This window comes from Brevibacterium antiquum CNRZ 918 (assembly GCF_900169145.1).
GTDB lineage: Bacteria > Actinomycetota > Actinomycetes > Actinomycetales > Brevibacteriaceae > Brevibacterium > Brevibacterium koreense.
Genome location: NZ_FXZD01000003.1, coordinates 19,261 through 32,000 on the forward strand (window position 1 = coordinate 19,261; position 12,740 = coordinate 32,000).

Below are 12,740 nucleotides of genomic sequence, written 5' to 3' on the forward strand. Positions count from 1 at the left end.
TCAAGACTCCTGCCCCCAGAGCCAAGACAGGGCCGCCCCTGACGCGAGAGCCTGACGTTACAGCCAATTCGTTAGGTGGATCACATGGATGTGAAAAGCGCACAACCGCACTCTGCGGGAACAACACTGCAAGCAGGCGCGGGCCTGGAATCGCGTCGCATCGGCACCGTCGCCCTTGTCTTCATGATCATTGCCGCCTCGGCGCCCCTGACCGTGGTCGCCGGCGGTGTGCCCAGCAACTTCGCGGTCACCGGGCTGTTGGGGATCCCGCTGTCGTTCGTCGTCCTCGGCATCATCCTCATCCTGTTCGCCATCGGGTATGCGGCGATGAGCCGGCACGTGCACAATGCGGGTGCCTTCTTCGCCTATATCTCCAAAGGGTTGGGAAAGCCCGTGGGCATGGGCGCCGCACTCACGGCCTTAGTCGCCTACAACTCGATGCAGATCGGCATCGCCGGGATGTTCGGCTTCGTCTTCTCCTCCTTCCTCGATTCGCTGTTCGGTCTGCAGCTGAGCTGGTGGATCTGCGCACTCATCGCCTGGGTGATCGTCGGGCTCATGGGGGTGAGCCGGGTTGATTTCTCCGCCAAGGTCCTCGGCGTCATCGTCGGCACAGAGTTCCTCGTCGTCATCGTCTTCGACATCATCGGATTCGCCCACAGCCCTGAAGGCATCACCGCAGACGGGATGCTGCCGGATCAGCTCTTCGCTCCGGGAGTCGGCGCCGCACTGGCCTTTTCGATCGCTGCATTCATGGGCTTCGAATCAGGCGCGATCTACAACGAAGAGGTCAAGGACCCCAAGCGCACGGCAGGTCGAGCAACGATCATTGCGGTGAGCATCATCGCCGTCTTCTACGCGTTCTCGGCCTGGGCCATGACCATGGCAGAGGGTGCTTCGAACGTTGTGGGACGGTCCCAGGAGTTCGGTCCCGACCTGATGTTCGTCTTCCTCGGTGAACATGTGCCGGTGTGGTTCGTCGACCTGGCCAACCTGCTCTTCCTCACCTCGCTGATCGCGGCTCTGGTGGCATTCCACAACATCGTGGCCCGCTACTTCTTTGCACTCGGACGTGACCGGGTCCTGCCGACCCTCCTGGCCAGAACCTCACGCCGCACGGGTGCACCCGTCGCTGGTTCCCTGACTCAGTCGGGGCTGGGCCTCATCGTCATCCTCATCTTCGCGGCCGTCGGTTCCGGCAGCGATGATCCGCTTTTCCCCGTCGTCACCCTGTTCACCTGGCTGACGAACATGGGGGCATTCGGGCTCGTCCTCCTCATGGGGCTGACTGCGCTCGCGGTGATCGGGTTCCTACGCTCCCATAAGCACGAATACTCGCTGTGGACCAGGGTGATCGCCCCTGGGCTCTCCGCCATCGGACTGTTTGTGCTCTTTGTCTCCATCGTCATCAACTTCAATGTCCTCATCGGCTTGGAAGGCACCTCGGTGCTCTCCTGGCTGCTGCCTGCCATCGTCCTCGTGCCCGGCATCATCGGCACTGTCTGGGCCTTCGTCCTCCGGTCGAGGCGCCCACAACTCTATGCTGGCATCGGCACAGGTGGAAGCCTGGGATGAGGTTGCCACTTGAGCACTCCATGAACACCACCCACCTCTCGATCACCCGTTCCACCTCAGATAAAGGAGAATCATGAGCACCGACCTCACCACTTTCGCAGGACTGCTGTCGACCATCGAGGACCCCAACGGCCGCGAACTGCTCGACCCCGCCACCGGCGAGGTCGTCGGTCGTACCCGTGAAGGCAGCGTTGCCGATATCGACACCGCAGTTGCTGCCGCGGGCAAGGTCCAGGCGGGCTGGGCCGCACGGACATCGCAGGAGCGCAGCGAACTGCTCAACCAGGCTGCCGATGCCGTCGAGGCCTCCGCCGAGGCGCTGGCGGAGCTGCTCTCAAGGGAGCAGGGTAAGCCGCTCAACGGGCCCAATGCCCGTTTCGAGGTCGGCGCCTGTGCCGCGTGGCTGCGGGCCAATGCCGCTTTCGAGCTCGAGCCCGAAGTCCTCGTCGATGACGGAGAGACCCACGCCGAACTCCACTACGGACCCGTCGGCGTCGTCGGTGCTGTGGGGCCTTGGAACTGGCCGATGATGATCTCTGTGTGGCAGTTCGCGCCCTCGCTGAAGATGGGCAACACGGTCGTCCTCAAACCGTCTGAATACACGCCGTTGTCCGTCCAGGCGCTCGTAGCCGTGGTCAATCAGGCGCTGCCGGCCGATGTGCTCTCCGTCGTCCCCGGCGACGGATCCGTCGGTGCCGCGCTGACGGAGCATACGCAAGTCGACAAGATCATGTTCACCGGGTCGACGAAGACAGGGCAGGCCATCATGCGCTCGGCCGCGGACACTCTTGCCCGCCTGACACTGGAACTGGGCGGCAACGATGCGGGCATCGTGCTCGAGGATGCCGATCCGGCGGCGATCGCCGGTGACCTGTTCTGGGGTGCGTTCATCAACACCGGCCAGACCTGTGCGGCGATGAAGCGCCTCTACGTGCCCGAATCCCTCTACGACCAGGTCTGCGATGCCCTCGCCGAGGTGGCATCCCAGTCACCGATGGGTGTGGGTTTGGATGAGAACAACGTTCTCGGACCGCTGCAGAACAAGCAGCAGTACGACATCGTCGCCAAACTCGTCCAGGCGGCCAAAGACGGGGGAGCCCGTGTGCTCATGGGCGGCGATCCGGTTGCTGACCAGCCAGGCTACTTCTACCCGACGACGCTGGTTGCCGACATCGACAACGACAACCCGCTGGTCGCCGAGGAGCAGTTCGGTCCGGTTCTGCCGATCATCAAATACACGGATCTGGAACAGGCCATCGGCTGGGCCAATGAGCTCGAAGTCGGGCTCGGGGCCTCGGTGTGGGGCAGCGACCTCGAGGAGTGCAAGAAGGTTGCGACTCGCCTGGAGGCGGGTTCGACGTGGATCAACAAACACGGTGCCGTGGATCCGCGCGTTCCGTTCGGCGGTGTGAAGAAGTCCGGGTTCGGACTCGAGTTCGGCCTCGAGGGACTCAAGCACGTCAGCGTTCCGCATGTGATCAGCTGGTGATAACGGCTCCCCTCACCTGAACCTCCCCGACCCGAGGGCCGCATTCACAACCTCGGTGCCGTCGGGGAGGATCAGTGGCCGAGGATGAAGATCCCATCAGGCCCGTCGGCAGGTGGCCGCGAACCAGAGTGTGAATAGACGCTGACGGACCACAGGCACTCACTGCGGAATTGTCCCAGATGCCAGTCGGCGTATCGGTGCTTCAAATGAAGTCCGGTCACCGACGCGCATGCGTCTTGGTCCGCGGGGCCTCCTCGAGCATGAGTGCTTGTTCCGATGATGAGATAGCCCCCTGGCGCCAGAAGGTCCTTCGCCCGGTTGAAGGTCTCCGCCAGCTCGTCCGCTGTGAGGAATGCCGGGACGTTTCCGGACATGAGAATGACGTCGTATTTCGCCGGAAGACCTTCTGCTGACAATGCCTGTGCAGAGGCATCTGTTGCGCGCATCGAGCGGAACCACGTCGAATCGAAGAGGTCGTGGGCAACATGGAGCACCTCAGGTGTGGGGTCGATGCCGAACGCCCGATGGTTTCGGGAGCGAAGCCCGTTGACGGCGTTTCCGATGCCGCACCCAATGTCGAGAATGCGCGAGGATCTGGCGGCGATCATATCGACGAAGCGAGCATCGACTTCCATATCGGTGTCCGTGGATGCGTACGCGTGCATCTTCGCTGCGTAATTCCGATAGTCCCGAGAAGCCGTCATGTCCTCAGTCTTTCACGAGGCACGCGGCGCCGGCACGTCACTCCGCTTCCGGCGGCACCGCCTCGGGCAGGATCTCCTGCACGATCTCGACGACTCGGGTCAGGGCCTTCGAGGGATTGTTGCGGCGCCAGCCGAGTGCCAGGGTGAACGCGTCTCCACCCTCGGCGAGCCGAACATAGGTGACTCCGTCGATGCGGATATGGTTCGAGGACTCGACGACGATCGAGATCCCGACCTGAGCGCCGACGAGTGCGAGCAGACTGTACGGGTCCGGTGCCTCCTGCGCGATGCGCGGGAGGAAGCCGGCCTGGTCGGCCAGCCGCATCATCGCCTCGCGCACCTGCGAACCATGTGAGGGCGCATAGGTGATGAACGGCTGCTCTTCCAGGTCCGCCATGGACACAGAGTCCCAACCGGCGAGTTCGTGGCGGGTGGGAACCGCGACCATGACCCTCTCCTGCCGGATGACGTGGACGGCGATGCCTGCCGACGCTGGGGGTGAGATAACAGCCAGATCGGCGACCCCGTCGCGCAGCGCGAGAGCGGCTTCTCCGCAGTACATCTGAGGATGCAGCTCAAGTTCGATTCCCGGTTGTCTCTCGGCCACTTCTCGTGCGAGCAGTGACAGGATCGAATAGCCGCTCGTGCCGCCGAAGCCGATGCGCACTCGCCCAACAATTCCTTCCTGCGCCGAACGGGCGATTCGACGGGCTCCCTCGACCTGATCTCGGATCGCGTGAGCCGGTTCGAGCAGGGCTTCGCCCGAGGGGGTGAGCCTGACTCGCCGGGTGGTCCGCTCGAATAGGGGCGCATCAAGCTCTGCCTCGAGTGAGCGGATCATCTGGCTGAGGGCCGGCTGGGCGATGTGGAGCTTCTCAGCAGCACGCCCGAAGTGGAGCTCTTGTGCCACGGCGATGAAGGCTGAGAAATGGCGCAGATCCATCTCGATCACTTTCTACTGATAATAAAAACGCATCAATATGTTCGATATTATCTCTTGGACTCTGGGTAATCCAGGTGGCAATGTTGGAATCGCGGCATCACGGACGACATCCGCAGCGCCCGATCACCTCTGACCCGACAACCGCTGGAGCATGACATGACCACGACGAATCCCTCCGACCTCCTCAACCTCGATGGCCTCTTCAGCGAAACCGAGATCGAACTCCGCGACAAGGTCCGTGCTTTCGTCGACGCACGGATCCGCCCGAACATCGCCGAGTGGTACGAGAACGCGGTATTCCCGGTCGAGATCGTGCGCGAGATGGGCGACCTCGGTCTGTTGGGCATGCACCTGCACGGCTACGGATGCCCCGGCCGCTCCGCCGTCGAATACGGCATCGCCGCCCTCGAACTCGAAGCCGGCGATTCGGGACTGCGCACCTTCGTCTCCGTTCAGGGATCACTCGCGATGTCCGCGATCCACAAATTCGGCTCCGAAGACCAGAAGAACCGGTACCTGCCGGGGATGGCCAAGGGTGAACTCATCGGCTGCTTCGGCCTGACCGAGCCCACTGCTGGCTCCGATCCCGCATCCATGGCCACCACCGCGACCCGCAGTGACGATGGCTCTTGGATTCTCAACGGCGCCAAGCGGTGGATCGGACTGGCCTCGATTGCTGACGTCGCCGTCATCTGGGCCGCGACCGACGACGGGATCCGCGGCTTCCTCGTCCCCACCGAGACCGAAGGCTTCACGGCAACCCCGATTGAGCAGAAGCTGTCGATGCGCGCCTCGATCCAATGCGACATCACCCTCGACGAGGTCGTCCTCCCGGAAGATGCCATCCTTCCTGAGGTCAGAGGGCTGAAGGGTCCGTTCTCCTGCCTCAACGAGGCCCGCTACGGAATCATGTGGGGTGCGATGGGCGCTGCCCGTGATTCCTACGAGGTGGCGCTGAAGTATGCGCAGGAGCGCCTCCAGTTCGACAAGCCGTTGGCTGGATACCAGATCTCGCAGGAGAAGCTCGTGAATATGGTCCTCGAGATCCAGAAGGGGATTCTCGTGGCCGTGCAGACAGGGCGTCTCAAGGACGCGGGGAATCTCGACCCGGTTCAGATCTCGGTGGGCAAGCTCAACAACTGCCGCGAGGCCATCGCGATCTGCCGCGAGGCGCGCACAATGCTCGGCGGCAACGGGATCACCCTTGACTACTCACCGCTGCGACATGCGAACAATCTCGAATCCGTGCGCACCTACGAGGGCACCGATGAGGTGCACACTCTCATCCTCGGCCGTCACATCACCGGTGAGCAGGCGTTCAGATAAGAGCTGGACTGGAACGGCCACACCTAGGACCGGTGTCGCGAGACTCCCGCCACCCACACCTCGGCGGCGGAGGACGTGACCGCACGAATCGCCTCTGCCCTCGTCATCCCGACGATGACGGTGATCCCCGTATCGAGCATGGCGCGAACATTGTCGAGTGCGACCGCAAAGGCGGCGTCGGCGTGATCGCCGAGGCGGGCGTCGGCCATCGCCCGCATCATCACGAGCGTGGGGGAGACGGCAGTGCCCTGGTCCCGCATCCGCTCAAGGGTGTGCGGTGCCAGCGCTCGGTCGAGTGGGGCATGGGTGAGGACGTCGACGCCGGCGTCGAGACCGCGGTCGAAGGCTGCGGCGGTGACGACGTGTGCCACGGTCAGCAGCCCACGCGCATGTGCCCCCTCGACCAGAGCAGCCAGCGACTCGATGCTCAGCGCCGGAACCTCGGTGGCAGCAGGATCCTCGACGATGATCTTGATGAGGTCGGCATCGTTGTCCACCCGCCAATCGAGGAATCTCTCGGCATCGGCCGGACCCGTGACCGCGGACTCGGCGGGGAATCCCATCATCTCGATCTGGGTGCTGCCCGGCGCCGAGGCGGCTGAGCCGGCACTGAGGATCGCGGGCAATTCGGCGTCGGAGCGCAACCCGTCGACAAGCGAATCTGGGTGCGTCCCGAGGTCGACGACGGTCGTCAGGCCCGCACGGACGGCATCGATCAGCCTTGATCGTTCGCCGAGGTGGACGTGCGTGTCGATGAGGCCCGGGACCAGGTATCGGGCGAGGCAGAACCCTCGGTTGCGGGATCGACGAGTCGGACATTGCGCAGCACAGTCATATCGTCACTGAATTGGCTGTCACTGTGCGGGTCCTCATGGTGCAGGCAGCGGGAACGTCACCTCGGTCAGCTCTTCGGACACGGTCCACAGACGACGAGCCACCTCGGCGTTCTTGGCTCCTGGCGCACGTGAGGCGAATCCCGGTGCTCCGCGGACCTCGAACAGAGATTTCGGTCCCACGAAACTGTCGCCCGGGATGTCGGCGACTGCGGCGCAGAGCGTCGGGCGCGCGCCTTCCTGTTCGTTCTGACCGATCAGTCCGATGAAGGTCCGACTGACGGCTGCGCGCAGCCGATTGCCGTCACCGGCCTTGAACAGGTTCGTCGTCGCCAGCCCCGGATGCGCCGCGGTCGCAATGACCGGCGATGACTTCTCCGAGAGCCGACGTTGGAGCTCCGAGGTGAAGAGCAGATTGGCGAGTTTGGACTGCCCGTAGGCGGCCATCGCCTTGTAGGGTCTGCGCGTCCAATCGAGATCGTCGAATTCGATGTATCCCGACTTATGGGCCAGGGAAGAGAGGGTGACGACGCGGTCGCGGATCTGCGGGAGCAGCAGGTTGGTGAGCGCGAAATGGCCGAGGTGGTTCGTTCCGAACTGGGACTCGAATCCGTCTACGGTGTGCGACAGCGGCGGGATCATGATTCCCGCGTTGTTGATGAGGATGTCGATCGGGTCGGTGAAGGCGGCGGCGAAGGACCGGACCGAGTCGAGGTCAGCAAGGTCGAGCAGGCGGACGTCGGTGCTGCCCGGCATGGTCGCTGCTGCCGCTTCGCCCTTGTCGAGGTTGCGCACGGCCAGGACGACGTGAGCGCCCCTGCCCGCCAGCACCCGAGCGGCAACTCGGCCGATTCCGCTGTTCGCTCCGGTGATGATGACCGTGCGACCGGTCATCGAGGGGAGGCTGTACTCGATTGCTGATGTCATAGGCGCCATCGTAGACCCACCAGAAGATGTTAGGGTAACCTTCGTGCCGACGACTCCCTCATCAGGTTCGATTCTCCTCCGCAGAGCCGCTCGGCGGCGCCTCCGACTGCTCGTGCCCGGAGCCATCACCATGTCGCTGTGGCAGGTCTGCGAAGCGCTGGTCCCGGTCGCCATCGGCATCGTCGTCGACGTCGCGATTATCCCGCTGTCCGTCCCGGCACTCATCGTCTCCATCGTCGGCATCGGTCTGCTGTTCACCGTGCTCAGCCTCGGCTACCGCTTCGGTGCCCGATTCTGCAATTCTGCCCGCGAACACGAAGCACACGCCCTGCGCGTCGAGATCACCCACGCCGCACTCACCTCGGCGAACCTGCCACCGGACCGCGCCTCCGGCGAAGTCCTGTCAATCGCCTCGGCCGACGCTGACACGGCGGCACAGTCCTTCGCCCAGGCCGGACGCGGCATCGCCTCGGTGCTGGGCATGATCACGGCCGCCGTCTTCCTTCTCATCGCGGACCCTGTGACCGGCCTCGTCGTGCTCATCGCCGTACCCATCGGGCTGATCATCGTGGCACTGCCCGGCCGCTCGGTGTCTGCGAAGGCCAACGCCCAGCTCGAAGCCGTGGCGCGAGCCGGCAGATCAGCCTCGGACCTGATGCACGGTCTGCGCGTGATCAAGGCCATGGGCGGAGAACCCTGGGCCGTGGGCCGCTACCGACACACCTCAGATGAAGCCGCGAACGCCGGCATCGCCACCGGTGAGCGAACTGGGCGGCTCGCGGGGCTCGGTGCCCTCGTCATGTCTCTCGTGCTCGCGATCGTCCTCATCGTCGCCGGTCTGCGCCTCATCGACGGACAGCTCAGCGTCGGCGCACTCATCGGCATCCTCGGCATGACCGCGTTCCTCACCGAACCGATGCGCGCCCTGGCCGAGATCGTCGGTCTCTTCGCCCAATCCCATGGAGCCGCCCAGCGGATCTCTCAGCTGCTGACCGACATCGACGGCGCCGGAGCAGCGCCGACGACCGCACCCGCAGCAACCATCGACATCGACGACGAGAAGATCAGCGTCCGGGGCTGGGCGGCAGGGGAGGGGCGCACGGTCGACTTCACCACTCAATTCGGCTCCCTGACCGCCATTGTCGTCGAACAAGCCGAGACAGAGACCGCGCTGATCACGGCTCTGGCTGGCCATGCCCGCAGCACCGGGCTGGGCCAGATGCTCGTTTCACCGCACACAGTCGACCTGTTCGAAGGCACGATCCGCTCCAACATCACCATGATCCTCGGCGCAGGCGATGCCCCTGTGGCGCCCGAGGTGCTCACCGCCTCGGGCGTTGATGAGCTCCTTGGCCTCGTCGACACCGGGCTCGACCACCGAATCCAGGAACTCGGCGGCAACCTGTCCGGCGGGCAACGCCAAAGAGTGGCCCTGGCCCGCGCCCTCCATGCCGATCCTCAGGTCCTCGTCCTCCACGAGCCGACCACCGCGGTCGATGCCGTCACCGAAGCACGCATAGCAGACCGACTCCACGATCTGCGCAGCTCACGCGGGAACGCCGCCACGATCATTCTCACCAGCTCCCCAGCCTTTCTCGCAGCAGCCGACTCCGTCGTGTTCGTCCCTGCTGCAGGGCCTGTCCTCAGCGGAAAGCACGCCGAGCTCCTCGTCGCCGCAGACGAGTCCGCCGCAGGCGCATCCGCCGAGGCCTACCGCAACGCGGTGACCCGATGAGCGCATCTGCCGAGCAGGCCGCCCACACCACCCTGTCGATTGCCTCCAGGCGCCGCTCGTTCGCGCATCTGGCCCCGTTGCTTCGCTTACGGTGGGGCTGGCTCGTCCTGCTCGTTCTCGCCGGGATCGCCAACGCCGGTGCCGGGCTCGTGGGACCATGGGCGATCGGTCGTCTCGTCGACGAACTCCCAGCTGGGGCCGGTTCAGACGTCGTCATCGAGTGCGCGATCGCTGTGGCCATCGCCGGTGTCGTCATGGCGTTGGGCACCTGGATCGGGGCGTGGGCGCTGGCCCATATCGCGATGCCCATCGTCGGTGACCTGCGCACACAGGTCGTCGAATCCGCACTGAGCCTGCAATCTCAGCGCGTCGAATCCACAGGCACAGGTGATCTGGTCTCCAGGGTCGCCGATGATTCCCGCAAGATCAGCGAGGCCGCCGCGCAAGTGCTGCCGCTCATCGTCGAATCACTTCTCATCGTCATTGTCTCTGCCATAGGTCTGGCCGCGATCGACTGGCGCCTGGGCCTCGTGGGTCTCGTTGCAGTGCCGATGTACTGGCTCACCCTGCGCTGGTATCTGCCCAGGTCGGAACCGATCTACAAGGAGGAACGCGCCGCGTTCGGCAGGCGTGCCGGACGCCTCCTCGGCGGTCTCACCGGTGCCCGAACCCTGCGTGCCTACCGCGCCGAGGCAGGGGAGCTGGACCGCATCGATGCTGCCTCGGGGCAGGCCCGGGACCTGTCGATCGGAGTGTTCAGTTTCCTCACCCGCGCCTTCTCACGCAATAACCGCGCCGAGGCTGTCGTCCTGTCCCTGCTCCTCATCGCCGGATTCGTCCTGGTCTTCTCCGGCCAGACCACGGCCGGTGCCGTGACTACCGCGGCACTCGTCTTCCACCGTCTGTTCAATCCCATCGGTGCTCTGGTCGGGCTCTTCGACCAGATCCAATCCGCCGGAGCCTCGCTGACTCGTATGGTCGGCGTCATTGACGAGGCATCAACGTCGCCGAGGCGGTCGGGCGACGTTTCCATCAACCGGCCTGCTCTCGTGCTGGAGAACCTGTGGTTCACCTACGACGAAGATCCCGGGTCGAGCAATCATGTCCTCAAGGGTGTGAGCCTGCGCCTCGAACCGGGCGAAGTTGTCGCCGTTGTCGGCACCACGGGAGCAGGGAAGTCAACGCTCGCGCGGATCGCGGCGGGCCTCTCTGCGCTCTCGTGCGGGTGGGCCGGACTCGATTCGGGCACAGCCGCCTCGGCGGGGGGAGTGGAACTGACTGCGCTGCCGGAGTCAGTGCTGCGCTCACACATCAGCATGGTCTCGCAGGAGGTCCACACCTTCAATGGCACCCTGCGTGAGAATGTGGCGCTGCCGGTCCCGGACGCCACAGACGAACAGATCGCTGCGGCGTTGACCAGGGTCGGGGCTGGCTGGGCCGGCGAACTGTCCACAGGACTGGAGACCGAGGTTGGTGACGGCGGGACCCGCTTGAGCGCGGTCGCGGACCAGTCGATCGCGTTGGCTCGCCTGGTGCTCGCAGACCCTGACTTCGCGATCCTTGACGAAGCGAGCGCCGAGGCAGGATCCGCCGGCGCTCACGTGCTCGAAGCCTCTGCCCGTGCTGCAGTGGCCGGGCGTGGGGCCCTCGTCGTCGCCCACTGTCTCAGCCAGGCCGAGACCGCGGACCGCGTTCTCGTCATGGCGCATGGACGGATCGTCGAAGAGGGCACTCACGAGGAGTTGGTCGCCGCTGGTGGCCGTTATGCCCAGCTGTGGTCGGCCTGGTCCGCCTGAGCTGAGCACCCTGCGACTGACATTCCTCAGCTCAGTCCCAGGACCGTCGTCGCAATGGTGAAGTAGATGATCAGGCCGGTGGCGTCGCAGAAGGTGGAGATGAATGGGTTGGAGAACACCGCCGGGTCGGCGCCGATTCGCTTCGCGATGATCGGCATCAGCCCGCCCACGGTTGCGGCCATTATTCACACCGACAGCAGGGTGAGTCCGATGACCAGGCCGATCGCCCACCCGTAGACGAGGCCTGCGACGACGAAGCCCAAGAGGCCGAGTACGGCTCCCAGCATCGCCCCGACGCGCAGTTCGCGCCAGATGACTCTCCCCAGGTCGCGGATCCTCACCTCTCCCACGGCCAGCGCACGGGTCACGGTCGTTGCGGCCTGGTTGCCGGTGTTGCCTCCCGTACCGGTGAGCAGAGGGATGAAGAGGGCGAGGATGACGACCTGGTCGAGCCGGTCCTCATAGACCTCGAGGACCTGGACCGTGAGGATCGCCGACAGTGCGAGGACCAGCAGCCAGACGATGCGGCTCTTGACCAGGCGGAAGATGGTCGACGAGAGGTAGGACCGGTCCAGCGGCTCGGAACCGCTGGAGCGGGCGATGTCCTCGGCGTCCTCTTCGTCGACGATGTCGAGGACGTCGTCCATGGTCAGGATCCCGACGAGGCGGTCCTCCTTGTCCACGACGGGCATTGCAATCAGCCGGTGGGAGAGGAACTGGCGGGAGGCGACCTCACGGTTGGTCAGCGCCTGCGTGCTGATCGACTCTCGCACCAAGTCCGCGACGAGATCTTCGGCGTCGGCAGCGATGAGGTTACGCAAGGACACAACACCCAAGAGGACACGTCCGTAGCCGACGACGGGGAGGAGGTAGACGGTCTCGGGGCCGTCGATGCGGGCTCGGACGACTTCCATCGCTTCGGCGGCGGTCCAGTCCTCGTGGAGGCTGAGGACCTCCGGGGACATGTACCGGCCGATCGCAGCCTTCGGGTACCCGAGGACTGCGGTGGTCATTTCGCGTTCCTCGGCATCGAGGCCGCTCATCAGTTGGCGGGCGACGTTGGCGGGGAGTTCGCCGAAGAGTTCGGCACGGTCGTCGGGGTCGAGGCCCTCGACGATGTGGGCGACCTCTGGTTCGCGGAGGTTCTGGATGAGTTCCGCCTGGTAGCCCGGCGGAAGATTCTCGAACACGGCGAGTGCCTCATCCTTGTCCAGGATGCGGAAGAGGACCGCCGACTGCAGCGGTGTGCTGGTGTGGACGAGGCGGGTCAGCTCGGGCAGGGGCACCTGGTGCGCAAGATGGGCGATCGTGTCCATCGCCGGACGGTCGATGCGCCCCGTCAGTGCGGACTCGAGGCGGTCGGCCGCCGAGTTCTCCACCGTCATGTCTGTCATGACTGCTCCTTAGCGTCC

At 64.8% G+C, this 12,740-nt stretch carries 9 protein-coding genes and 1 pseudogene; 5 read left to right on the forward strand and 5 right to left on the reverse strand.

The window, feature by feature from the left end:
* Positions 1-84 precede the first annotated feature (84 nt).
* Positions 85-1,575 carry an APC family permease gene (locus BANT918_RS05200; RefSeq protein ID WP_101619265.1) on the forward strand — a complete coding sequence of 497 codons (1,491 nt, stop codon included), beginning with the start codon at positions 85-87 and terminating at the stop codon, positions 1,573-1,575.
* 73 nt (positions 1,576-1,648) lie between these two features.
* Positions 1,649-3,064, forward strand: a complete 1,416-nt coding sequence (locus tag BANT918_RS05205; protein WP_101619266.1) for an aldehyde dehydrogenase family protein — start codon at positions 1,649-1,651, stop codon at positions 3,062-3,064.
* Between the two features lie 71 nt (positions 3,065-3,135).
* On the opposite strand, the gene BANT918_RS05210 is transcribed toward BANT918_RS05205, so the two are convergent.
* Together BANT918_RS05210 and BANT918_RS05215 are read right to left on the reverse strand one after the other, a co-directional pair.
* Positions 3,136-3,768, reverse strand: a complete 633-nt coding sequence (locus BANT918_RS05210; RefSeq protein WP_101619267.1) for a class I SAM-dependent methyltransferase — start codon at positions 3,766-3,768, stop codon at positions 3,136-3,138.
* Positions 3,769-3,805: 37 nt separating this feature from the next.
* Entirely contained in the window at positions 3,806-4,711 is a 906-nt protein-coding gene (locus BANT918_RS05215) for a LysR family transcriptional regulator (protein ID WP_101619535.1), read from the reverse strand.
* Positions 4,712-4,867: 156 nt separating this feature from the next.
* Here BANT918_RS05215 and BANT918_RS05220 point away from each other — a divergent pair, with 156 nt between their 5' ends.
* Positions 4,868-6,037, forward strand: coding sequence for an acyl-CoA dehydrogenase family protein (locus tag BANT918_RS05220; RefSeq protein WP_101619268.1), 1,170 nt, complete (start codon positions 4,868-4,870; stop codon positions 6,035-6,037).
* 23 nt (positions 6,038-6,060) lie between these two features.
* Here the strand turns inward: BANT918_RS05220 and BANT918_RS05225 are convergent, their stop codons facing one another.
* Together BANT918_RS05225 and BANT918_RS05230 are read right to left on the reverse strand one after the other, a co-directional pair.
* Positions 6,061-6,681, reverse strand: coding sequence for an amidohydrolase family protein (locus BANT918_RS05225; RefSeq protein ID WP_101619269.1), 621 nt, complete (start codon positions 6,679-6,681; stop codon positions 6,061-6,063).
* A 225-nt stretch (positions 6,682-6,906) separates the two neighbouring features.
* Positions 6,907-7,797 (reverse strand): oxidoreductase, encoded by an 891-nt coding sequence (locus BANT918_RS05230; protein ID WP_205751057.1) that lies wholly within the window; start codon positions 7,795-7,797, stop codon positions 6,907-6,909.
* Between the two features lie 43 nt (positions 7,798-7,840).
* Here BANT918_RS05230 and BANT918_RS05235 point away from each other — a divergent pair, with 43 nt between their 5' ends.
* Complete coding sequence (locus tag BANT918_RS05235) at positions 7,841-9,532, forward strand: ABC transporter transmembrane domain-containing protein (RefSeq protein WP_233430365.1); 1,692 nt, start codon at positions 7,841-7,843, stop codon at positions 9,530-9,532.
* Complete coding sequence (locus tag BANT918_RS05240) at positions 9,529-11,328, forward strand: ABC transporter ATP-binding protein (protein ID WP_101619270.1); 1,800 nt, start codon at positions 9,529-9,531, stop codon at positions 11,326-11,328. Before BANT918_RS05235 ends, BANT918_RS05240 begins: the two co-directional genes overlap by 4 nt.
* A 26-nt stretch (positions 11,329-11,354) precedes the next feature.
* On the opposite strand, the pseudogene mgtE reads toward BANT918_RS05240, so the two are convergent.
* A pseudogene (gene mgtE, locus BANT918_RS05245) lies at positions 11,355-12,722 on the reverse strand (magnesium transporter).
* Between the last annotated feature and the right edge of the window lie 18 nt (positions 12,723-12,740).